The following is a 23,603-nucleotide window of genomic DNA, read 5'->3' as shown; positions in this document are numbered from 1 at the left end:
AACCCTTAAAACGCTTTAAATTCCTTACAATTTCTTCATCCCATTCCACGCGTAACCGACAAAAACACGGCACGCTTTCAGCCAGGGCAGTTCCTCATGTTTTCGGTAAATTTCCCAATTCCGTTTCGCCGCTTGCCATTTGTTGCTTGATATCGAGTTGCCGACTTTGCGGTATACCGCCAGCTCCTCCTTTATTCCGTAAGCGGAGTAGCCTTTCTTCAATATTGAAAGCCACAGCATGAAATCCTGTCTCGTCCTTATTGTAGGCATTTGCAGCGGTCCTAATGCATCTTGATTTAACATGACAGTCAAACACCCAATAATCGTGTTGGATAGCAACTGCTCGTACGTGACGACAGATGGCGCTTCAACCACTTTGCTTCGCTCCGTACCATCCTCTCTCATAATCCGGTAACTCGTAAACGAAAACAAATGACCAGTCTCCTCCATAAAACGGACTTGCCTCTCTAATTTCTGAGGCCGCCACAGGTCATCGCCATCCAAAAAAGCAACATACTTGCCTTCTGCCCTTTCTAGGCCATTGTTACGCGCCACTGCTGCTCCGCTGTTTTTTTCTAAATCAACGAGCTTGATTCGGCTGTCTGCTTCGGCAAATTGGGCAGCAATGTGCTTGCTGCCATCGCTAGAAGCATCATTGATCAGCCATAGCTCCCAATTGGCATATGTTTGCGCTAACACCGATTCAATCGTCTCATGTAAAAAGGTCTCGCAATTATAAACAGGAGTAATTATTGATACAAGTGGTTGTTGTTCCACTGCCTATGCGCCTCCTCCACTTGCGCTATTTTCCAAACGTTGTCCACTTTTTCATACGAGACGACCGTGCCATTATAAGCAAGGGCCACCTGTTCTTCGCCTTCTTCTGCAACTTCGGCCTCTTCTTCTAACGAAATGGCAAGAAAAGCAGCTTGTTCTTCTTCCGAAAGTGTTCTTGTAAAATGATGGCTGTACCATTGCTGCTCGTTATTCTCGAGTACATATTTTGCCGCTTCATGAGCAAGCTTTAATTCCATGAAAGCCTTCTGGTCAATGGTCGCGGTTTCTTCTTTATATGGATTGGCTTCTCCCTCATCTAAAAAAAAGAAACCACTTAAAAACAGCAAAATGCCACAGGCAACTAGGGAATTTTTTAGCATGTTCTCCTCCTTTGCTTGTCCTAAAACAAAGATTCGTGCTCCAGATAATAGACAATCTGAATGATGTTGCCGACAAAGTCAGCAACATCATTCAGGTTCAACATTTATCCATTGGCGAAGCGGTCATAAATCCCCAACACAAGATCTTCCCATTCACGGATGCGTTCAAGCCGCCCATCAACGACCGGCCTGCCGACCGAATCGTAATAAAAACCGTGCATTTCCATTTCTTTAGGGTCGAACATGTTGCGGCCGTCAATGACGATCGGTTGCTTCGTCAACTTTTTCAACTCTGGCAAGGAAATGTCCTTAAATGTCTCCCAATCCGTCAGTAGCAGAACAGCATCAGCATCTCTGACTGCTTGTTGCCATGTGTTTGCTAGTTGAATGCCAGGCAACGCTGCTTTTGCTTGCTCGGTGGCAATCGGATCAAAAGCAACCATATTTGCCTGTTCACGTTCTAGCGCTGGATACACATCAAGGGCGGGAGCAGCCCGCATGTCGTCTGTATTTGGCTTAAACGCTAGCCCTAGGATTGCAATCCGTTTGCCCGCCAAATTATCACCGAGTGCTGTTTTCAGTTTATTGACAACCGTTAAGCGCTGGGCAGCATTGACTCGTTCTACTGCAGGCACAATTTGCAGGTCGTAGCCTGCTTGTTGGGCGACACGGATAAACGCTTGCGTATCTTTCGGGAAACAAGAACCACCGTAACCAATGCCAGCTTTTAAAAAGTGGCGTCCAATCCGGCGATCCAAACCAATCGCTTCGGCAAGAGAAGTGACATCGGCTCCAACTTGTTCACAGACGTTGGCGACTTCATTAATAAAACTAATTTTTGTTGCTAAAAACGCATTGGCTGCGTACTTAGCCATTTCTGCCGTTTCAAGATTGCATGCGACAATCGTTGTCTGAAACGGTTTGTGCAAATCTCGGAGGAGCCGCTCCGCTTTGACGCTTTCTACGCCAATGACAGCTCTTTCCATTTCAAGCGTGTCGGCTATGGCAGTGCCTTCTCGCAAAAACTCTGGGCAGGAGGCAACTTCGAAATCTTCGTGCCCGCATGTTTCAGCAATCCAGCTCTTCACTTTCCGATTTGTTCCGACTGGAACGGTGCTTTTCGTAATGACGACAAGCCCCGCTTTTATACATGAGCCAATTTCCTTGGCGACTGCTTCCACATAATCCAAATTTGCCGATCCATCTGCCCGAGCTGGCGTACCAACGGCTATAATCGCCGCATCTGCCCCGGCCAGCCCTTCGGACAAACGGGTCGTAAACGATAGCCGTCCTGCCGCCATGTTGCTTGCTAGCATATCTTCAAGGCCCGGTTCAAAAATCGGCACTTCCCCTTGGCTAAGACGCTTGATCTTTTCTAGATCTCGGTCAACACAAACAACTTCATGGCCAATGTGGCTATAGCAGACACCCGATACAAGCCCGACATATCCCGTTCCGATCACACAGAGCTTCATAACGTTTCCACCTTCTTTTCTGATGTATGGTCATCCTGATGTGCTTGAAAAAACAAGCCTCTCCTCGCCATCTCGGCTAAACCAGCAGTAATGGCAACTAGAATCCAAAAACGCGGTGAGACAAAATCAGACCGGTACAAGGAGGTCACTCCTAAATGGAGCCACAACACCAAGGCAACCGAATAGTAAAAATGGCCACTTCGCTTTTTCCACAAATAGACAAACACAGCTAGAAAGACGACAGCAAAAGTCATGCCGCCAATCATCCCATGTTCAAATAGCAAATCGACAAACACATTGTTTGACGTGCCGCTAACAGCGCCTTGGTGGCTTAAAAATTTCGTCCGTGCCAAAAAGTCATATCCTCCTGGCCCGTATCCAAACAAAGCGTTGACGAAAGAATAATCAAACAGCCACACAAATGGGAACACGAGCATATACAAACGGCTATGATGCATCACATCAAACAGGCTGTCTAAACGGCCGATAATCGGCATAAATAAACCCATTACGACTTGCGGAAAAGCCAGCGTTGCTAAAACAGCAATTAGGAGCAACGCTAAGGCGGCATAAAGGCCGACTCGTTTCGATATCCATCCCCGAGAAAACAGCAACACAACGGCGGCCGCCCCAACAAGCGCCAAATTGGCGTAACCACTGACGGAAAAAGAAAGCAACAAGACCAGCACGGCAGAAATGCCATACAACGCGTAGCTTTTTCTCGTGAAAAGCAGCACGCCAATAATCAGGCCATCAATTAAAAATGGAACGAGAAAACTTGGCTCGTCAGTAAAGGAAGTTAGTCGAAAATTTATGAGCACATCTTGACTAACACTATGCACAAACGCACGCGTTTCGAACCCCGGCATCGGATATCCGATCGAAAAATGGAGAAATTGCCAGAGCCCCCCTACGACAAGAATGCTTGCGCCCGTCAAATAGCCAATAAGCAGAGAACGGGTCATCCGCAAAGGGTCCTGTTTTAAAAACAGCAAAATCAGAATGGTTAAAGAAGCAAATAAACCGAGGTTCATTAACCGGCGCGGCAACGCCTGCTGTATGTAGGCAGTATACTCGGTTGATTGGAAAACCGTTAAAGCATACCCGGCAGCGATAGTCGCTAAAAGTGCTGGAATAACGACAGCGGCAAGCATGCTAATCGCGACTGGCTGTAATTGCCTTACGTAGACTCCTTCACCACGCAAAAACCAGGCTAGTCCTAATAGAAAAATCGCTAACCCAGTCAATAACACTGAGCTGGGAACAAACAAAACATGCTGGAACACGTGGGAGACGGCTACTGGAGCCAGCGCTGCATAAACACCTACCACTGCAAAAGCAAAAGCAGGCACATGCGCAGAAATGACATACGGAAATCGGTAAGATTGCATACATGAAGATCCTTTCAACGTGAACTGTCGCCATCGTATCACGCAAACAAAGAGCATTTATAAAGGCGGTGTAAAGAATTGGTTAAAGTTTCTGGCCCTTTGTAAAAAATTTGGCCAGCCTTAAAATCGGTAAACCCACTTCTGACAGAGGATAACTCTTGTTAGCATGTCCTTTTTTCGCCTTTACAATCCGTTTTCTGCCAGCTACACTTCTGCGTCTAACCACGCTATACTTAGGGCACAATGGAGCAAGGAGCTGAATGTCATCATGAAAAAGCTGACTTTTGCAGTTATGTTGCTGCTTTTCCTAGGGGGGTGTGGGGAGAAAACGCTCGTCATCCGCAGCGCCCTTGAAGGAGACAGCTATTTGCGCAACAATGCGTCTGAACTATCCGAGCAGCAATTCCAATCGTTGCTCGCCCAACAAGCCGCCATCGAGGAAGACGCTTATACAAAGCTACAGACATTACTGGCTGAACATGAACACACACGCTATATGCTGGCCGAAAACCGGATTTACCGTTACGATACGGAAGGCGAGTTGCTTTACGTTGCTGACTGGGCAGAAGCAGAAGATAGTGGCATCTTTAAAATCGCCGCACTTACGTTTCCATAAAAGAAAGAGGGGCCCCATAAAGGAAGCCCCTCTTTCTTTTTATTAAAATGGTGATGTTCGCCTATATCTAGAAGGGTAGCCACATTCCCCTACTAACGAAACAATGTTTCATAGGCAGCAGCACAAGCTTCTACTGTAAATTCACGAGCACGGTTTATTAATTCCACTTCGTCATGGTGGCTAAGCAAAGCTTCTTTCATTGCCTGTGCCAATGCCACCGTATCGCCCACTGGAACCAATTGGCCATATTCTCCGTCCGCTAAAATTTCCCTTGGGCCACTTGGACAGTCTGTCGCTACGACAGGAGTCCCAGTCGCAAGTGCTTCCACAATGACATTTCCAAACCCTTCCCATGCAGAAGAAAGGGCAAATAAATGCGCTTTTTTCATATAGGCGTAAGGGTTCGGTTGGAAACCAGCAAAATCAATAGCTTGGCCAACTTCTAATTCTGCGGCGAGCTTTTGCAACGATTCTTTTTCTTCCCCATCGCCTATAAACAGCAGCCTTGCTTCGGGCAACTCGTTTTGTTGTAGATTCGCAAATGCCCGCAATAGGGTAGGATAGTCTTTTTGCACATGCAAGCGGCCAACTGTGACAATGACTTTGGCATTCCTTTCTTCAAAGAAGCGGTGGCTAACAGGCTGTACCATCTTTTCCTCTAACGTTTTCGTCACAACCGGGTTATAGATGACATGAACCTTTTCATCAGGCAATTGGGCAATCGCCTTTATGTCTTCAGCTACGCCTTTGGAGACGCCAACGACATCATCGGCAAAGCGATAGCTGTAACGGACTGCTGTTTTAATGCGGCTAAACTGGGCTGGCTGTTTCCTTGCTTGCTCGCTCAAATGGACACGGCATGAGACGATTAACTGCGCTTTCGAAAAGCTCAGCTTCTTAGCGGCAATCACAAGTACATTTAAGTAGTCTTTTGCGGAACAAACCACGTCTGGCTGCTCCCGGCGCAAATAAGAAATCATCCCTGGCAAAGCCTCCTTTGCCGTTCTTTTGCCAAACGTGAAAAGGTTGACGCCTTTTGGAACGGCTTGTTTGTATTCGCCTTCAGGATGTATAACAAGCAAATCGACTTGCTTGCCTTTTTGTAAAAACGCCTCTGCTAAATGAAGCGTCATCCGCTCAACCCCACCCGCTGCAAACGAATAGAGCACAAACGCGATTTTCACGGCCTTGCCTCCTTCGGCTTATAGTCCAGCAATGCCCGTACCGCTTTCGCATAGCTCGCAGCTGGGTGCTTTAAGTGCCTGAATTTTTTAGCAAACAATGCTGTAAGCAAGACGAAGCCAAACGGCCCGTTGTACATTGTTTTAAATAACGGGCCTTTGCTGACCAATTGCGCTTCCTGGAGCCGTGACGCTTGAGACGGTTTCTCATGGAATACAATTGTTTCAGGTATGTACATCAGTGTATGGCCTGCCACTAAAAACTGCCGCAAAAACAAGTTTTCTTCTCCGCTTGGATACGTTCCTCCAAGCCCGAATGCTTCATTAAAGCGCAGCAATTCAATCGCTGACTGGCGGAAAAACAGCTCAATTGAGGACTTTTTCCAAACGCGTCGTCCCCGGACAGTGCCAGGCGATGTGTCATAGTGTTTATACGGGCTTTGTTGGATCGGGTCATAAATTTGAAAGCAGTAGGCATCAGCGCCCCCTTGCGCAAATGCGCTGTGTACCCGTTCGACTGCATCAGGCGGGTACCAACAATCGTCATCGGAAAAAGAGACAATGTCGCCTTTCATCGCTGGCCAAGCTGCATTTCTCGCTCTAGATAAGCCCTTTTCCCCTAGTTTAATATGGGTCGAGCGCAACTGGAAAGCGCTCAGCCATCCCTCTACTTGGTCGTCATTGCCTTGAGACACGACAATCAACTCAAACCGTTTATCCGTTTGCTTATCCAAACTGACAAGCAATCGTTTAAATTCGTTGCATCGTTCACCAAGCGTTGGCACGACAAATGTAATCATTGTCCGTCTCCCCTTTTTTCAATGACTGTTTGATTTCGTTTTCGATTTACCTTTTTGTACATAAGCTGAACTTGTTTTCGGAAAAGCAGCAAACAGGCAACACCATAGCTAAGCCCTCCAATCCCCACTTGAAGGATGAGCATCCCCCAGTGGGCACTGCCTAAAAACGGCCACATGCAAAGGAGCATGATAGCTGTTGCACACAAAACTTTTACAAAATCTTTACCCGGAAATGGCAGCCGCCCCATTTGCTTATTAATAAACAGCCACGCAAGAGCAATCGCCAAACCATAAGCAACTACGGTCGCAAAAGCGGCCCCTTCCAAGCCATAAGTAGGAAGGAGGGCAATCGTCAGTATCACATTGGCGATGGCAGCTACTGCGACAGGTACCATTTGCAGCTTTGTTTGCTTATACAAGTGGAACATAATATCGACGCCATAGAGTTTAAAGCCTTTTAACAAGGCGCCCACGGCAATGTACGGCATGAGCAGCACTGCCGTCTCCCGGAAAGCTTCTCCTAAAAATAGCTCGGCCACCCCTTCGCGAAGCACGACCAAGCCGCAAAGTGCCGGAATACCTATAGCAAGTAATAGACTGGTATTGGCTTTTACTTGCTCTCGCGCTGCTTCTTCCCCCTTTTCCTCAAGCGCCTTAACGGCAAGTGGAAAAGCAGCAAGATTGATAATCAACATGAGTGTGAAGATCGTTTGTTCCGTCAAATCGTATGTCACTGCATACATACCCGTTGCTTCTATTCCGATCATTTCGCTAATAATAATCCGGTCCGATTGGTGAATCACCATCCCAAGCAACAACGTCAGCGTAAGCGGCAATCCGTACGCTGCAAATTGCCGTAAAAGCGTGTAGTCCATTGCTTTATGATGGAAACGCCATCCCCACCGTTGCCAAAATAAAGGGAGGAGCGGCAACACTAAACCGACAACGATTCCAATGACCAAGCCTATTTCCCCATACCCCGCTGCAATGAACAAGACCCCTAAAATTAGCCCGAGCAATGAGCGGGCAAACGCAACCCTTCCATATCTTACAGGGGAAAGCTCTGCCCGCAAAAGCGATAAATTCAACTGGTACCATGCCTGGGCCCAACACAGCAACAATGCTAAAAACAAAAGCGGCGGCGACAGCCACTCGGAAACGAGCAACGTTATGGCTGCGAGCGCTAGCGTTCCGGCCATTAGCCCTATGAAAGCCACTTTTACCGTCATATAGAAAGCTTCGCTTTGCTTGCTGCTTTTGTAATGCCTAAGCACACTGACTTTCAGCCATTCAAACACAATTGCGTTGACGAGTGCACTTACTGCAAGCACAAGAGCGTAACGCCCGTACTGTTCTGGTGAGAGCATCCGTGAATAAACGGCAATGCCGAGAAACCCGACCAATGCCGGTACCCCATGTGAGAGGAGATAAGCAAATGCATGTCTAGCAAGCACGTTTTACCACAACCTTTTTCCTTCCCGTCCATTTCCTTCTATCATCTAGTATGGACAGCATGATTGTAGCAAAGTCATGCCAAAAAGAAAAAAGTGCCCTTCTTTACAAAAGGCGCGAACGTTTAACATCCTTTACACAATCTTAACTTGCTATCGCTTTTATACGCACATTCACGCTCAACGGTGCTCCACTTGCCGATTTTCTGAAAAGGCCATCACGAACCGACATTCAGTGTCGCCGTCTGATTGACATGCTACTCGTTTGACTGATTCCGTTTCAAGCACATTTTTAAATAAGGACGTTTCGCATTGGCAGGCAGCTTTAAATTGTTTGGCGACTGCAAATACAGGGCAGTTATGCTCGACAAGCTCAAATGTCCGGGCATCATGCTGAGTGACTTCGGCCATGTATCCTTTTTCGTTTTGGATTTTTGTTAGCTCGGCCATTTTTTCTTCAGGCGATTTGTGGACCATCCGCTTGAAATATCGATCAGTTAAACGCAGTTCCCGTTTTTTAAACAAATAATGGATGGATTCGTCGCCGTGAAGGTCTTGAATGTCGCGCAAAAAGTCGACTGTCAACCCTTCATAATTTTTCGGGAAAAGGCGCTCTCCTTTTTCTGAAATCGAAAACAGTTGCAGAGGACGCCCTATTTCTTGTTTGATTTCACGAAATTGGATAAAGCCGTCTTTTAAAAGAACATTCAGGTGCTTGCGGACAGCCATATGGGTGATCCCGAGCGCCTCTGTTAATTCGCCGACACTCATCTCTACTTGCTTTTTCAGCAACTCGAGGATTTTCTCTTTCGTTGTTTGTTTTTCCATTTTTACACTCCTCCTGCTGCTCTTACACATTAGTTTACTACAACGTATAAAAACAGAAAAGAAGTAATGCGTACCCCCTTGATTTTTAAAAGGATTTCACGGTATTATAAAGACATACTTTTTATACTAACAAGTATACAAAGTACATAAACAAGTTGGAGGGGATTCTATGGCTACCCATTCATTACCAGAACTTGGCTTTGCTTTTGACGCGCTAGAGCCAACGATTGACAGAAAAACAATGGAAATCCATCACGGCAAGCATCATCAAACATACGTTACCAATTTGAATGCGGCATTGGAAAACGAGCCATCGTTGCAGAGCAAATCGCTTGAACAATTGCTCGCTAACATCGAGTCACTTCCAGCATCGGTTCAAACCCCAGTCCGCAATAATGGCGGCGGCCATCTTAACCATTCATTGTTCTGGCAAGTAATTGCCCCGCCAACAGGCGCAAATGAAAGGAGCGCTGCTTTAAAAGAAGCCATTAATAAAGCGTTTGGCAGCTTTGAAAGCTTCAAAGAAACATTTACTAAAGCAGCGACGACACGTTTTGGCTCAGGCTGGGCTTGGCTTGTCGTTAATGAAAACAAAGAGTTGGAAGTTTACAGTACAGCAAACCAAGACAATCCGATTATGGACGGAAAACAAGCCATTCTCGGTCTTGACGTTTGGGAGCATGCCTACTATTTGAATTACCAAAACAAGCGGCCAGAGTACATTGCGAACTTTTTCTCCATCATTAATTGGGAGGCCGTATCGAAAGCATACGAAAAGGCGATCGGTTAAAGACTAAGAAGGGAGGAAAGCGGTTCAAGCTTTCCGCCTTTCTTTTTTGCTTGGCAGGCACAGGCCGCGAAAGGAGGGAAAACGATGGGCATTATTGTTGTAGAATTATGTGATTCAAACCTTATCCATACTGTAGATGTGGAGGGGCTATTAGAAAGTGAATACCCAGAAGTGGCTGTAATTACAAACAGCTGCCTCTCTTTTTGCGGCATGTGCGCCTTGCGTCCTTACGCGATCGTGAACGGCAAAAAGATTTTTGGGCAAACTGCTGAAGAGTGCCTTTCAAAAATAAAAGACCGCATTGAATTAGAGCTTGCCTTGTACAAGCTGTAGATTGGAGGTGTAACAAGAATGTCATTTGTCATTTTAAGTCCTTGCATTGGCGAAAAGGCGGGAGAATGTGCTGAGGTTTGCCCGGTTGATTGCATCGAAGAAGGCGAGGACCAGTACTTTATCAATCCCGATATATGCATCGACTGCGGCGCCTGCCAAGGCGTCTGTCCTGTGGATGCGATCGTGGAGGAATATGAAATGAGCAAAGAGGACGAGCCGTTCTTGAAAAAAGCAGAGGCGTTTTTTGGGGTAGAATAACGAAAAGCGGAGCCTAGCAGGCTCCGCTTTACATATAGACAACCTACTGAATACGTCGACGCTTGCCTCATTTTATATGATTATAAATTTTTATTGACAGTATTCCCCATCAGTCTAGGTGATTTTCCCTCATCTACGAATGACGCTTAGTTAGGACGCTTGTTGTAGGTACACGGTTAGGCGCCATAAACTATCAACTGCGATTTCCAACACCCGTTCGTCGTAATCAAATAATGGATGGTGGTGTTTTTCCGCTAGAGTGCTTCCGTAAAGCAAGTAAGTAGCAAGCCCTCCCTGTTGTTGGACACGCTCCATCATGAATGTCGCATCTTCGGAACCTCCAATTGCTTCATAGCGGTCACTAACTTTTTGAACTAGATCGCTCGCCGCAAGCGCTCGCTTGACAATTTCTAGCCACTGGGGATCAGATTTGGCCGAAATCCCTTCTCCGACTAGATCAAGCGTATAGTCGACACCACTTGCTTGCGCGGTATGGCGGATGATTCGTTTGGCGTTTTCAGCCATATACGCATTCAGTTCCGTCGTCTCGCCCCTTGTTTCCAGTTCAAGCTCTGCCCGGTCAGCAATAATGTTTCTACCGCTGCCAGCGTGAAACGTGCCAACATTTAAACGTGTTGCCCCTTGTGAGTGTGGAGGAATGCTGTGAAGTTGAACAGTAGCCTGTGCTGCGGCTAACAATGCGTTCCTGCCTTCTTCTGGGCTGCCTCCTGCATGGGCCGATTTTCCTGTAAACGTGACATTTAGCTTCGTTGTCGCCAATGCAGAAGCAACGCCAGGTACGACCGTGCCAAGGGGTTGACCCATAATATGGCCAGCGAGGAAATAGTCAGCATGATCAAGCCAGCCTTTTTCAACGATCGCTTTTGCCCCTCTTACTCCCTCTTCAGCTGGTTGGAAAATCAGTGTAAATGCGCCGTTTAACTCGTTCCGATGTTCATGGATGAGTTGAGCCAGTCCAAGCCCAATAGCTGTATGGCCATCATGGCCGCAGGCATGCATTTGGCCATCGTAGATCGAGCGAAATCCTTCTTTAGCCGGCAAATGGGAGGCGTCGTTTGACTCAAAAATGGGCAGCGCGTCAATGTCAAAGCGATAAGCAATATGTTTACCTGATTTGCCTGTGTCAAAAGTCGCCACAAGGCCCGTTTGATTGCCAACCATTTTCTCGAGCAATTTAGCATCTATGCCTGCCTCCTCTGCCCGCTTGAAATGGAGGCGATCCACTTCAGCAGAAGGGACACCCATTTTATCTTTGCTACTTACTTCATTGCCAAGATGAAGGGTAAAACATAGAGGCTTTAAAACATTGTAAATGTAAGCGGTTGTTTCGTATTCACACCAGCCTAATTCGGGACGCTTATGCAAATCACGGCGCCATGTTTTTAGTTGATTCTGTAATTTTTCCATTGTATACACCGTCCATTCATTCCTTTTATAGGGGTTACTTCGTTAACAACATGCCACTGCCTGGACCGATCGGCAAACCAGCCACATTCCAAATGATAAAAAGGACAATCCAAGCGCCAAGGAAGATCAAACTATACGGGAGCATCGTCGACATCAGCGTGCCAAAACCAGCTCTGTTGTCATAACGTTTCATAAAGCCAAGCACCATCACGACATATGGATTCATAGGCGTAATGACATTGGTCGCTGAATCGCCGATCCGGTAAGCAAGTTGAGTGAATGCTGGATTGTAGTCAAGCAACATGAACAGCGGCACAAACACAGGAGCCATAAGCGCCCATTGCGCGGAACCACTTGATATAAACAAGTTTAACACGGTTACAAGCAAGATAAAGACAACGAACAACCCTAACCCGGTAAATTCGACTTGCTGCAAAAAATCAGAAATGCTAACGGCTATCAATGTCGCGATATTCGTCCAGTTAAAATAGGCAATAAACTGGGCAGCGGCAAACACGAGCACAATATAACCGGCCATGTCTTTCATTGCTTCTCCCATTAAGATTGGTACATCTGCTGTCGACTTTACCGTACCGGCTGTGACCCCATAGGCAACCGCTATCACTACAAACATGACTAATAAAATCGGAATAATATTATCGATAAATGGCGACGGGATAATTGTCCCTTCTTCACCACGCAAGATACCATTTACCGGGACGACAAGCACAGCTACCGCGCCAATATAAAGCAAGAGGGCGATCCCAGCATTGCGCAATGCTTTTATTTCCTGCTTTGTTGGATAATCGAGGCTTTGGTCGTTGATGCCTTCGTCTGCGTAAGCTGGATTGTAGGTGCCAAGGCGCTTTTCAATGATTTTCTCCGTGACCCATACACCAAGAAAAACGAGCATGATGACAGAAGCTGACATAAAAAACCAGTTGTCAACAGGCGTCACAACAAAATCAGGATCAATCGTGCGGGCCGCTTCGGTCGAGATGCCAGCTAATAGCGCATCAGTTCCAGCAACCATAAAATTAGCGGTAAAGCCAGCCCCAACACCTGCAAATCCAGTTGCTAAACCAGCCAGAGGATGCCGACCAATGGCATGAAACACCATTGCCGCCACCGGCGGTATAATAATCATTGCCGCATCAGAAGCAATGTTGCCAAGCACCCCAGCAAAAAGAACCGCGTACGTTACAAGCGATTTTGGCGCTTTTAAAATCGTTGTTTTCATAAATGTTTCAAACAGCCCAACTTTTTGGGCCAAGCCAATACCAAGCATCATCGTAATAACAAGTCCAAAAGGGGCGAATCCTGTAAAATTGCTAAGCATCGACGAGAGAATATAGAGAAACCCTTCTTGAGATAGCAAACTCCTTACAGCTACTGTTTCATTGGTGCCTGGATCTATCACCGTCAAGTCGAACGCATGTAAAACCGCTGAAACGACCATTAAAAACACGGCCAAGTAAATAAACAACATGAACGGATGAGGGAGTTTGTTTCCGATACGTTCAATTCCATCCAGTACTTTCGTAAAAAATGAACGTTTTTCAGTTTGTTCTGTCATCGTTGTTCCTCCAATGTCTTAAATATGTCTTTAATTCGCTAACAGTCTATCACGTTTTGAACGTGCAAATGCCTTTTCTGGCAGATAACCTGTCACGAACAATTAGCGCTGAATAGGTGCTGGCTTTACGCCGTTTGGAATAGGGGAGACATAGTGCAGGTTGGCAAACCGCTCTTCCCATTCTTCTTTCGCTTGACGAACCAAGTCTGGATCATGCAATAAGCGCACTGCTGTCGCAGCCATTATGAAGGCAGCGTGGTTCATCCCCTTATAGGCAGTCGTTGTCGCCCCTTGGGAAACCATTTGCCACGTATGGAACGCCGTCCCTGACGCATAGCATGTCACTAAGCATTGAACGGTTGGCGCAATCCAGCTTACATCGCCTACATCAGTCGAACCGGACAAAAGCGTTCGCTTTCTTGAGACAGGTACAATTTCATCAATCAATGCTTTGTCGCGCAACTGTCCAAGCCATTCCTGCTTCGGGTTCTCTACGAGATTTGCCAACTCTACCATCGTTTGTTCCCGGTCTTCTTTCGAAAATGTCTGGCGGATCGTTTCAGCGAAACGCCGCTCTTCTTCCGTGTAAGAAAGCGGGCCAGCCGCAATCAATTCCTCATTCATTACATCCTCAAGCACGTAGTTGCGTACAAAATTCGAGCACGCTTTTTCAAAACGGATCTCTAACGTTGTGTCTGTCATTAGTGCAGCGCCCTTTGCTATATTTTTCACACGTTCATAAATAGCTTGCGTTTGCTCAAGCGTCGGCGCCCGCATTAAATACAGGACTTCTGCTTTTGGCTGGACGACATTTGGCGAAAGGCCGCCTGCGTTTGTAATTGCATAATGTACCCTTGCCTCATCAATAAGATGTTCCCGCAAATAATTGCTCCCTATATTCATTAACTCCACTGCGTCAAGTCCGCTTCTCCCTAAATGAGGAGCCGCAGCGGCATGGGAAGCTCTCCCTGTAAAAGCAAAAGAGGCTTGGATATTCGCCAACGTTTCCGCTGTCCAAACGCTCGTATAAGTACCAGGATGCCAACTAATGGCGGTGTCAGTGCCAGCAAATGCGCCCTCTTTTGCCATAAACGTTTTGCCGGAGCCTCCTTCTTCGCCTGGGCAGCCGTAGTAACGGATTGTACCAACTAATCCGTGCTGTTCCATGTAGGCTTTCGTCGCGAGCGCTGCTGCCAGTGACGCAGTTCCGAGTAAATGGTGGCCGCAGCCATGCCCGGCCCCGCCCGGAACAATCGGTTGTTGCTCGGCTGTACCGCCTGCTTGACTTAGTTCAGACAACGCATCAAATTCTCCTAAAAATGAAAGGACAGGTTTTCCTGTTCCATACGATGCAATAAAAGCTGTCTTCATTTCGCCAATACCTCGTTCAACTGCAAATCCTTCTTTCTCAAGGATACGACTAAGTAGTTTTGAAGATTCCCACTCTTCAAACCGCAACTCCGCATAATTCCAAATGGCTAACGCCGCTCGCTGAAAAGCTTCTTGATGTTCGGCAATATAGCGTTTTAGAAAAAGTCGTTGATCCATAATCTCCCTCCTATCAATTAAAAGACAGTTTTTAGACATAAGTATTTTCCTTACTTTATTATAAAATCGCCATAATCGCCAATACTTTTTTTAAAAAAGTCTGGTAAACTAAAAAAAATAAGACATTTGGAGGATGACCAATGGCAACGATCGGCATTATGGCCGCCTTCCATACCACTCCCCATATAAAGAAAGCATTAATGAGTTTACAAACAAATGCTAGCTTTATTTATTTTCCATATAAAAGCTTAAGTGAAATCAAAACCATTTATCAGCAAAACCGCCATGACATGGATGGCTGGGTTTTTGGCGGCATTATACCAAGGCTCTATTTTGAACAAAATATCGGCCCTTTGCCTAAGCCATCTGTGTTTGTCGATTTAAGCGAAAAAGACTTTTACAAAACGTTGCTCGCTTGTACATTTGAACGATCCTTTGAAATGAAGCGAACGGTCATTGATTTTCTCAACAAAGAGAATGACTATATGAATTTAAAGTCGTTTGTGCCTTTAGACGATTTCCCCCTTTATTATAGCGATTCGCTATTTCAAGACGTCAACGACCAAATGTACGAGAAACTGATTGCCTTTCATCGACACGCTCATATGGAAGGGGCGCAATTATCGATTACAAGGTTCAGCAACATTTTGCCGGTTTTGCAAAAGGACGGCATCCCGACACTATTTTTAGCGCCGTCAACTAGCTCCGTCCATAAACAAATAGAAACGTTGCTGCTCCAGTTGGAAACACAAGAATTGGCTGACAAACAAATCGCAATTGGCTATTTGACTTTTAAGGCAAAAACAGAAATAGAAAAAATCAAACTCCACCATGCATTGCTTTCTTACTCAGAGAAGGAAGGTGAGCCACTTTTAGTTCATGCGAATGAAACAAGTTTCGAATTGGTGACTTCGTTTGGCGATTTAGAGCGTCTCACCAACAGCTTCCAACAATGTGCTTTATCCGCCTATTTAAAAGGCAAACAACCAAAAATTATGTTTCAATTAGGCTGGGGAGCAGGAAAAACACTCCATGAAGCACGGACAAACGCAAAAACGGCCAACAAGCAACAAAAGAAAATCGGCTGCCCTTATATCTTGACTGAAAGCACGTTGCTCGGCCCTCTTGGCGATGGGAAACGCCTCGAACTACAACTAGATCCCCTTCAATTGCAAAAATGGAGCAAACAAACTGGTGTATCTGTGTTGCAACTGCAAAAAATTTTGGCCATACCTGCAAAAACAAAGCGTCATGATGTCTGTGCGAATGATCTCGCTCTCCATTTAGGCATCACTACGCGAAGCGCCAATCGCATTTTGAAGAAATTAGAGCAAGGAAAAGCCGCAGAAGAAACAACTGTAAGGCAGGAAAAACTTCGTGGCAGGCCACGTAAAAGGTACCGTCTCCTGTTTCATTAGAGTGGGCACGTCGGAATAATGGACGCGTGTGAGATGAGGGGGAAGATGCGAGTAAAATGTAGGATCAGCTACAATGATTATGTGGCCGAGGCGGACAACGAAGGATGCAAGCGTTTGGCTACAATCTAAAGCGCCCACTACCGGATGGGCGCTTTCCTATTATTAATGATAATGGAACCCGATTTGTCTGTCACCTAGCTCTTGGGCTGGACGATAGTTTTGCGGATAGATGTCCCTAAATGCATGAAGTTGCGTTGCTGAAATCGAAATGGTGTCATTAAGCACCGTCCATTTCACCCCTTCGCTACAAGGAGGGGTTGTCAATGAACCGTCGTATTGGTAAGCAGTTACACTTTCAGGCAGGAATAGGCTCGGGTCTAGAGAAATGGAATATTCAGCAGTCCCTTCTTCTTCAGGCATGACTTCCCAAACGGCTTCAATGCCTTCATGAACTGTGCCAATTTCCATCAAAACGCCGAGCACCGCTAAATCCCCCGCATGGTTTGCATGAACAAGATGGAGTTCCATTGGGAAGGATGTTTTTTCAATCGTATGTTCACTCGGAGTATGGAAATGGAATTGTGTGAGCTGATAAGCTTCGCCATTAATTTCTAATCCACCGGCATCATCGTTTTCCACATTAGCTTGAATCGTATGACCATTATTTTCAACAGAAAAAGCAGCTTCGCTATATGAAAAGGCCCAATTCCACTTTGGTGTTTGCTCCCTTTCAAAGAACAAATTGATTGGTGATTGCTCTTTTCCATGCGAACATGCAGCAAAAGCTTCGTCTAAGTCTCCCCAAAATTCAGGTCCCGTCTCTCCCTCGTAGGACCATGATGCTTTCAAAGCTTGTAATGGGGACAGGAAACTAGCGGCAGAAGCTGCCGGAGCAGTTGCCAACGTAACAACGGTTGCTAGCGTAAAGCCAGTAAACAAGTGATAGCGTTTCATTGATCATGCCTCCTTATAATGGGTCCTAATCTAGTATCTATTAACATAATTTATAAAACTAGTAGTTTTTCGATTTTCCCAATAAGGAAGTTAAAAATTTGCATACTGAGCAAGTTCTTCTCAAACTTGCCTTTTTCTATGAACGTTACAAAAGGAGAGATCGTCTGATGAAGCAATCCTATGTTTGCCGGAGTTGCCATACAACCTACGCTGTTTCGCGAAACCTTTGGAAATGCCCTTGTGGCGGTCTGCTCGACCTTGATAAGCAAACGCCGTTGCTCCAACCTTTTGCTTAGAAATCAGGCCCCCCTACATTGTGGCGATTTATAGACGCATTGCCGTTTGAAAAAAACGCGAAGAGTTGGCAAACCGTAACTTTAGGCGAAGGCCATACTCCCCTTCTACCCGTTTCTGCGGATAAACCGAATATCTATGTAAAAGTCGACTATTTAATGCCGACGCTCTCTTTTAAAGACCGTGGTGCCGCTGTCCTCATCGCAAAAGCGCTGGAACTTGGGGCCACATCTGTCATTGCCGATAGCAGCGGCAATGCAGGGACTGCTATTTCGGCCTATGCGGCTAGGGCTGGCATTGCTTGTGAAGTGTTTTGCAGCAATACAGTTTCTCCGAAAAAACAAGCACAAATGACAGCATACAATGCAACGGTTCATACTATTGCTGGTACACGTGAAGATGTCGCACGTGCCGCACAGCGAAAAGCTGCCAACTTAGAAAAAGGTGGTTTTTATGCAAGTCATGTCTACAATCCCTACTTTTATGAAGGGACAAAAACGTATGCGTATGAAATTTATGAACAGCTTGGCGAAGCACCAGACACAGTGATTGTCCCAGTCGGCAATGGCACACTTTTGCTCGGTGCCTATCATGGGTTTTCTGAGCTTTTAGCCAATCGTCTAATTGGCAAATGTCCGAAAATCGTCGCCGTGCAAGCTGAAAAATGTGCTCCTCTTGCTAATGCATTTGCAAGAAGAGAACAATCTGTAACGCCTACACTAGGCCAAACGACGATTGCTGAAGGGATTGCAATCGCTGCACCAGCTCGGGCAACGCAAATTTTAGAGGCCGTTCGCAATACAGGCGGTACCTTTATAACTGTTAGCGAGGCACAAATAGCGAAAGCACGCTTAGCCCTGGCAAAGCAAGGTTTTGATGTGGAACCTACAAGCACCGCTACCTATGCCGCCTTTCACGTTTACCGACGCTGTGAAACAGAAACGATCGTCATCCCATTATGTGGGTCAGGAACAAAGGCAAGTGAACACATAGCAAAATAAGATAGTCCTTCCAGAACAGACACGAAAAAGGAAAACAGTCTAAAAAGCGATTTGACGATTTTGAGGGAAACTCTTGGAAGTGTTTTCATCTCCTTTATACACATCGTTTGGCTCCGCAGCATTTTTTCGCACAGGGTAAAGCTCCAGAAGAAAATCGAGAAATAACAGCACTTTTAAGCAAATGAGCGTGCCAACGACTACTCTGTCACTGACATGCTCCTAAAAAAATTTTTCACTTTCCATTGATTTTCTCTTTTTCTTCCATTATATTTGAAAGTAAGTACTTACATTCAATAACGAGGTGCTGTTATGTCTTTTGCAAAACCAGCAATCTTCTCCTTTTCTTTGTTTTTATTAATTGGCTGTTCGCAAACCGAAGAAACAGCTTACACTAGTTCGATCGAAGCGAAAACACAAACGATTTACAGCCCTTTACAAGGGGAAATCCAAAACATCCATGTTGCTGAGAGAGAAGCCGTTACGAAAGATGATTTGCTCGTGTCTTTAGACGAGCATTTATTGGAGCTACAAACGGCAGAAGCGGAAGCAGCGGTACGATTGGCCGATGCCGAAATTGAGCAAGCAGAAAATGAAGCTGCTTCTAATATGCAACTAGACGCACTTAACAGCCAACGGGACCAAGCACAAGCCCGCCTAGAGCAGGCTCAATACCAACAATCAAAAGCAAGCATTCATTCACCAAAAGACGGCACCGTATTGGAATGGCTAATTGATGAAGGCGATTTTGTTCAAACTGGCACTCCACTTGTAACGATTTTAACAGACGCTCCTTTGGAAACGACGATTTATGTGCCGCAAAGTGAACTTTCCGAGTTTTCTGAAGGCATGTCCGTTCAAATAAGCGCTGTTGCTTTTCCTGAAGAAACATTCGAAGGGACTGTTCACTTTATTGAAAATGAAGCGATATACAGCTCGCAAACCATTGAAACCAACGAAGACAAAGCCAGTCAAGTTTTCCCTGTGCACATTACCATTGAAAGCAACGACGAGCTATTAAGAGCCGGGATGGATGTAGAAATTTGGATTGATTCATTATAGGACGGTCAGGAGCGATTTGATCACATGACAGAGGATGCTATTCATTGTAACGCGTTGTCAAAAAAGTTCGGTTCTAAGATGGCTGTTCAGCCCCTAGACCTTTCCGTGAAAAAAAATACAATTTACGGCTTTCTTGGTTCCAATGGAGCTGGAAAATCGACTGTCATTCGTATGTTGTGCGGTGTTCTTCCGCCCTCTTCTGGTAGTGGAACTGTGCTCGGTTATAGTCTTGCCGAACAACCAGAGCAGATTAAGCAACGAATCGGCTATATGTCGCAAAAATTCAGCTTGTATTTAGAGTTAACGGTACTTGAAAATTTGCAGTTTTATGGCGCTATTTATGGACTAAAGAAGAAAGAACTTGCTTCGCGTATCCAAACGCTTTTGCAATTAACAAAGTTAGAGGACCGCATTTCCCAACGGGCAGGAGCGTTGTCAGGCGGCTGGAAACAGCGGCTTGCATTATGTTGTGCCATGCTCCATGAACCGGAGTTGCTCATACTTGATGAGCCAACTGCGGGCGTAGACCCTGTCTCGCGCAAAATATTTTGGGAGATCATCCATCAATTAAAAAAAGATGACGTCACTGTCCTCGTCACGACCCATTACATGGACGAAGCCTTAACTTGTGACAACATCGGGTTTATGTATGCCGGAAACTTGCTCGTTAACGGCGGGCCAAAAGAGATTATGGACCAATACGGTGTCAAAAACTTAGATGATTTGTTTGTTAAGCTGGTAGAACAGCAAGAGCAAGAACATGCTTCCCATCTAAAAAAGGGTGATCCATTTGAATAACCGAGAAAAGCGTTTTCGTTTCGTACGACTGCAAGCAATCGTTCGCAAGGAATTCATTCAAATAAAAAAAGATCCAGCAAGCCTTGCCATTGCTCTTGTCCTTCCTGTTTTACTGCTCGTCTTGCTTGGCTATGCGATGAATGACGATGTCGAATCGGTTCACTTGTCTATCCTAGACCAGTCGCATACGGCAGAAAGCAGAGAACTAATTGACCGTTTAACAAGCCAAGGCGACTTTACCGTTATTAGTTATGAACATAACGTCAGTGAATTGGAACATCTCTTGGATAAGGGCGACATTCATGCAGGCCTCATTATTCCAGCGAATTATTCAAAAGAGCTTGCCACGGATACAGCGGTTGTACAATTTTTAATTGACGGTTCCGATCCGACTTATGCGCAAGAGGCGTTGTTTCGAAGCGAGTCGCTTTTGCTAAATTATGCACATACGGTTCAGGCAGAACAATTGGTCCGGAGTGGGGCAGAAGTCCCTAATAGCCCATTAAAGCATGAAACACAGGTGTTTTATAATCCTTCCATGGACAGCATGGAATTTAATATTCCGGCTTTAATTGGTCTCATCATGCAAGAAGTCACATTAATTTTGACTGCTTTTGCCCTAGTCCGTGAAAAAGAACAAGGCACGATTGAACAGCTGATCGTTACGCCCATTCGCCCAGTAGAGTTAATTATTGGAAAACTTGTGCCTTATACGGTCATTGGGACAATGTCTTTTGCCTTTGTTCTTTTAGCAGGCGTGTTTTGGTTTGACGTAGCAATTGCCGGCGACCCTTTCTTATTGGTATTATTAAGTTTGCTCTTTCTTGTTGCGACTTTAGCGATGGGTATTTTCATTTCCACCATCGCAAAAAACCAACTCCAAGCCATGTATATGTCCTTTGCCGTTATTCTCCCAAGCGTTATCCTCTCTGGTTTTGTTTTTCCGAGAGAATCGATGCCAATGCTGATTCAAATATTGGGAGGTTTGATCCCTTTAACGTATTTTTTGGAGATTTTAAGGGGCATTTTCTTAAAAGCGAACTCTTTACAGCTTCTATGGCCGCAAAGTCTTGTATTGCTCGGGTTTACGATTCTGCTTTCCATCGCGACCATTGCAAAATTTAAAAAGCATCTGCAGTAAATAGGTGATCAAAATGAAAAACGACGACAATAGCCCATCAATAACAGAAGCATTTCAGCTTTTCTTAGATTCGCTAAATGAATCGAAGAAAAAAACAGCAAAACAAGAACAAATTATCCAAGCTGCTGCGAAGCTATTCGCCGAAAAAGGGTATGAGGCTAGTTCAACAGCCGATATCGCTAAACAAGCTGGCGTTGCCGAAGTAACATTGTTTCGTAACTTCAAGTCAAAATCAAATCTGTTGTACCATATTTTAGCGCCTGTTTTTATCGAACTTGGTTCAAAAAAATATGTGGAAACGATTCAAGAGATTTTCCGTGCACCTGAACCAAATAATGCGAAAGAAACATTGACAATGGCTTTTCAAGACAGGCTGGAACAGCTCGCCCAAAACCAATCCATTATAAAAGTCCTCTTTCGAGAAGCGTATTCACAGGACGAGATTAAGAAAGCAATTGTAACGAACATCACTACTCCTGCGATGGAATCGACAAAATCATTTATCAGGCAAAAACAAGAACAAGGTGAGTTTAAAGACATGGATGAGTCTGTTATTGCCAACTTATTTTTTTATATCATCTTCGGCTATATTTTTTATCATCAAGTTCTTGGTGAAGGGCTTCAATCTGAACACGGGGATGAACCTGAAAAAATGATTGACATTATTTTGGAGGGGATCGCTACCAACAAGTCATTCTGAATGATGATTTTTAGCATGGCCAGAAACATTTTCATCTCGTTTTCTGGCCCTAATAAAAAGGAAGTCAATAACAATCTCACTTTTAGTCTGAAAAGGGGGCGATAAAAGAAAATAAACGCTGCTATTAATCAGAACGGAACAAAACAAAGACAAAAAGGAGTGGAGAAGATGTTAAACGCCAAGATCCTAGGTTCTGGCAAAGCTGTCGGTTCAACCGTAATGAAAAATGACGAACTTGAAAAGGAAATGTCTTTACCAAAAGGGTGGATGGAGAAAGCTTCAGGCGTACAATCTCGTTATTACATTGATCCTGACAAAAATGAATCAGCCTTAACGCTAGGGGTAGCTGCCGCGAAACAGGCCATTGAGGAAAGTGGCCTTGCGTTAGAGGACATTGATTGTATTATTGGTGCAAACCGCTCTCCTTTACAAGCGATTCCATGTGCTGCAAGTTTATACCAACGTGAACTAGGCTTAGAAGAATCCGGTATTCCATGCTTTGACGTCGACACTACATGCTACAGCTTTCCACTTGCTTTGTTTGTTGCTTCAAACTTAATCAACAACGCAGTCTATAAACATATCCTCATCATCAGTTCAGACACCCCGAGTAAAACATTGGACCAATCGGAAAAAGAAGTGCGTACCATTTTTGGTGATGGGGCGGCAGCGTTTGTCGTTACATCCTCTAATGGCGATTCAAGAATTAATAAATTTCTGTTGAAAACATACAGCAGTGGCGCAGATTTTACTTGTGTCAAAGGTGGCGGAACGCTTCGTCCCCCCAATGATCCGGAAACGACGCTAAATGATAATCGATTCCAGATGGAAGGTAGAAAAGTCTACAAAGCTGCTGTCAGATATCTTCCTTCATTTTTAGAAGATTTCTTTTTAAATTCGATTAGCAAAGAAGAGTATAAATTTATTATCCCACATCAAACATCCAGAAAAGGGATTACAATATTTGAGAAATTCGGCTTTAAACGAGAACAAATTGGTGACCATCTTGCTACGCACGGCAATTGCATCGCCGCTTCAATTCCTATGCTTTTTCACGACCTGCTTTCGTCACGAAAAATTGACCGAGGCGACAACATCCTCTTATTTGGTACTTCGGCAGGGCTATCACTCGGTGCTTTATCACTTACGTATTAAACAAAAATGCACTGAAATAACTGAATTGTCCCGTTTGATCCACAAAGCAAATCTATTCGAATTATCTAATGCCTCGTAGATCAAAGGAACATGAAGGCTAGTACAAGTGTTTGTTTGCATTTCTGTATTTAGGACTTCACTGGAACTTTATTTTGACTGACGAGCTTCTCAACCTACACATACAATACATCTTATCGTGCAGAAAACCACCAATAGATCGCCACCCCATTTGTAGAATAATCATCTATATT

General features: G+C 45.0%; 22 protein-coding genes and 1 pseudogene. 11 read left to right on the top strand and 12 right to left on the bottom strand.

Annotated elements, in window-relative coordinates; genetic code table 11:
• Positions 1–24: 24 nt before the first annotated feature.
• The 4 genes from N6H06_RS05250 to N6H06_RS05235 all read right to left on the bottom strand — a co-directional run bounded on the left by N6H06_RS05250 (position 25) and on the right by N6H06_RS05235 (position 4,023).
• Positions 25–777, bottom strand: coding sequence for a glycosyltransferase family 2 protein (locus N6H06_RS05250; RefSeq protein WP_062746208.1), 753 nt, complete (start codon positions 775–777; stop codon positions 25–27).
• Positions 750–1,157: a hypothetical protein gene (locus tag N6H06_RS05245; RefSeq protein WP_263705801.1), complete on the bottom strand. Its 408-nt coding sequence runs from the start codon at positions 1,155–1,157 to the stop codon at positions 750–752. Before N6H06_RS05245 ends, N6H06_RS05250 begins: the two co-directional genes overlap by 28 nt.
• Positions 1,158–1,261: 104 nt before the next feature.
• Positions 1,262–2,632 (bottom strand): UDP-glucose dehydrogenase family protein, encoded by a 1,371-nt coding sequence (locus N6H06_RS05240; protein WP_062746205.1) that lies wholly within the window; start codon positions 2,630–2,632, stop codon positions 1,262–1,264.
• Positions 2,629–4,023: a hypothetical protein gene (locus N6H06_RS05235; RefSeq protein ID WP_062746203.1), complete on the bottom strand. Its 1,395-nt coding sequence runs from the start codon at positions 4,021–4,023 to the stop codon at positions 2,629–2,631. The genes N6H06_RS05240 and N6H06_RS05235 overlap by 4 nt, the downstream gene beginning before the upstream one ends.
• A 268-nt stretch (positions 4,024–4,291) precedes the next feature.
• Between N6H06_RS05235 and N6H06_RS05230 the strand changes: the two genes are divergently transcribed.
• A complete protein-coding gene (locus tag N6H06_RS05230; RefSeq protein WP_212954190.1) occupies positions 4,292–4,639 on the top strand; it encodes a hypothetical protein in 348 nt (115 codons plus the stop codon).
• Between the two features lie 92 nt (positions 4,640–4,731).
• Here N6H06_RS05230 and N6H06_RS05225 read toward each other — a convergent pair whose 3' ends face one another.
• The 4 genes from N6H06_RS05225 to N6H06_RS05210 all read right to left on the bottom strand — a co-directional run bounded on the left by N6H06_RS05225 (position 4,732) and on the right by N6H06_RS05210 (position 8,899).
• Positions 4,732–5,823 carry a glycosyltransferase gene (locus N6H06_RS05225; protein ID WP_263705799.1) on the bottom strand — a complete coding sequence of 364 codons (1,092 nt, stop codon included), beginning with the start codon at positions 5,821–5,823 and terminating at the stop codon, positions 4,732–4,734.
• Complete coding sequence (locus tag N6H06_RS05220) at positions 5,820–6,620, bottom strand: glycosyltransferase family 2 protein (protein ID WP_263705797.1); 801 nt, start codon at positions 6,618–6,620, stop codon at positions 5,820–5,822. Before N6H06_RS05220 ends, N6H06_RS05225 begins: the two co-directional genes overlap by 4 nt.
• On the bottom strand, positions 6,617–8,074 hold the full coding sequence (locus N6H06_RS05215) for an oligosaccharide flippase family protein (RefSeq protein ID WP_212954193.1): 1,458 nt from the start codon (positions 8,072–8,074) through the stop codon (positions 6,617–6,619). Before N6H06_RS05215 ends, N6H06_RS05220 begins: the two co-directional genes overlap by 4 nt.
• A gap of 177 nt (positions 8,075–8,251) precedes the next feature.
• A complete protein-coding gene (locus N6H06_RS05210) occupies positions 8,252–8,899 on the bottom strand; it encodes a helix-turn-helix transcriptional regulator (RefSeq protein WP_062746193.1) in 648 nt (215 codons plus the stop codon).
• A 169-nt stretch (positions 8,900–9,068) separates the two neighbouring features.
• On the opposite strand from N6H06_RS05210, the gene N6H06_RS05205 reads away from it, so the two are divergent.
• The 3 genes from N6H06_RS05205 (at position 9,069) to N6H06_RS05195 (ending at position 10,280) form a co-directional block, all read left to right on the top strand.
• The gene (locus tag N6H06_RS05205; RefSeq protein WP_263705795.1) at positions 9,069–9,689 is read left to right on the top strand and encodes a superoxide dismutase; all 621 of its coding nucleotides are present in this window, start codon (positions 9,069–9,071) and stop codon (positions 9,687–9,689) included.
• Positions 9,690–9,773: 84 nt separating this feature from the next.
• The gene (locus tag N6H06_RS05200; RefSeq protein WP_062746190.1) at positions 9,774–10,022 is read left to right on the top strand and encodes a DUF1450 domain-containing protein; all 249 of its coding nucleotides are present in this window, start codon (positions 9,774–9,776) and stop codon (positions 10,020–10,022) included.
• 18 nt (positions 10,023–10,040) lie between these two features.
• Positions 10,041–10,280: an indolepyruvate ferredoxin oxidoreductase subunit alpha gene (locus N6H06_RS05195; protein WP_062746188.1), complete on the top strand. Its 240-nt coding sequence runs from the start codon at positions 10,041–10,043 to the stop codon at positions 10,278–10,280.
• Between the two features lie 150 nt (positions 10,281–10,430).
• Here the strand turns inward: N6H06_RS05195 and N6H06_RS05190 are convergent, their stop codons facing one another.
• From N6H06_RS05190 to N6H06_RS05180, 3 genes are all read right to left on the bottom strand, one after another.
• Complete coding sequence (locus tag N6H06_RS05190; RefSeq protein ID WP_318527497.1) at positions 10,431–11,708, bottom strand: amidohydrolase; 1,278 nt, start codon at positions 11,706–11,708, stop codon at positions 10,431–10,433.
• Between the two features lie 34 nt (positions 11,709–11,742).
• Positions 11,743–13,284 carry an AbgT family transporter gene (locus N6H06_RS05185; RefSeq protein ID WP_212954197.1) on the bottom strand — a complete coding sequence of 514 codons (1,542 nt, stop codon included), beginning with the start codon at positions 13,282–13,284 and terminating at the stop codon, positions 11,743–11,745.
• A 102-nt stretch (positions 13,285–13,386) separates the two neighbouring features.
• Positions 13,387–14,832: an amidohydrolase gene (locus N6H06_RS05180; RefSeq protein ID WP_062746185.1), complete on the bottom strand. Its 1,446-nt coding sequence runs from the start codon at positions 14,830–14,832 to the stop codon at positions 13,387–13,389.
• A gap of 140 nt (positions 14,833–14,972) precedes the next feature.
• On the opposite strand from N6H06_RS05180, the gene N6H06_RS05175 reads away from it, so the two are divergent.
• Positions 14,973–16,250 (top strand): helix-turn-helix domain-containing protein, encoded by a 1,278-nt coding sequence (locus tag N6H06_RS05175; RefSeq protein ID WP_263705793.1) that lies wholly within the window; start codon positions 14,973–14,975, stop codon positions 16,248–16,250.
• 162 nt (positions 16,251–16,412) lie between these two features.
• Here N6H06_RS05175 and N6H06_RS05170 read toward each other — a convergent pair whose 3' ends face one another.
• Entirely contained in the window at positions 16,413–17,204 is a 792-nt protein-coding gene (locus tag N6H06_RS05170; protein ID WP_263705792.1) for a carbonic anhydrase, read from the bottom strand.
• Between the two features lie 167 nt (positions 17,205–17,371).
• Between N6H06_RS05170 and N6H06_RS05165 the strand changes: the two are divergent.
• From N6H06_RS05165 to N6H06_RS05140, 6 genes and pseudogenes are all read left to right on the top strand, one after another.
• Positions 17,372–18,499: pseudogene (locus N6H06_RS05165) on the top strand (threonine synthase).
• A gap of 309 nt (positions 18,500–18,808) precedes the next feature.
• Positions 18,809–19,558, top strand: coding sequence for an efflux RND transporter periplasmic adaptor subunit (locus N6H06_RS05160; RefSeq protein ID WP_062746178.1), 750 nt, complete (start codon positions 18,809–18,811; stop codon positions 19,556–19,558).
• 24 nt (positions 19,559–19,582) lie between these two features.
• A complete protein-coding gene (locus tag N6H06_RS05155) occupies positions 19,583–20,356 on the top strand; it encodes an ABC transporter ATP-binding protein (protein WP_263705790.1) in 774 nt (257 codons plus the stop codon).
• Entirely contained in the window at positions 20,340–21,497 is a 1,158-nt protein-coding gene (locus N6H06_RS05150) for an ABC transporter permease (RefSeq protein WP_263705789.1), read from the top strand. The genes N6H06_RS05155 and N6H06_RS05150 overlap by 17 nt, the downstream gene beginning before the upstream one ends.
• Positions 21,498–21,510: 13 nt before the next feature.
• Positions 21,511–22,197, top strand: a complete 687-nt coding sequence (locus N6H06_RS05145; RefSeq protein ID WP_062746172.1) for a TetR/AcrR family transcriptional regulator — start codon at positions 21,511–21,513, stop codon at positions 22,195–22,197.
• Positions 22,198–22,365: 168 nt separating this feature from the next.
• Positions 22,366–23,352 (top strand): 3-oxoacyl-[acyl-carrier-protein] synthase III C-terminal domain-containing protein, encoded by a 987-nt coding sequence (locus N6H06_RS05140; RefSeq protein WP_263705788.1) that lies wholly within the window; start codon positions 22,366–22,368, stop codon positions 23,350–23,352.
• The last annotated feature ends 251 nt before the right edge of the window (positions 23,353–23,603 follow it).

This window comes from Shouchella tritolerans (assembly GCF_025770735.1).
Classification (GTDB): Bacteria; Bacillota; Bacilli; order Bacillales; family Bacillaceae_D; genus Shouchella; species Shouchella tritolerans.
The sequence above is the reverse complement of the archived record's forward strand: the minus strand, read 5'-3'. Positions and strand labels throughout refer to the sequence as shown.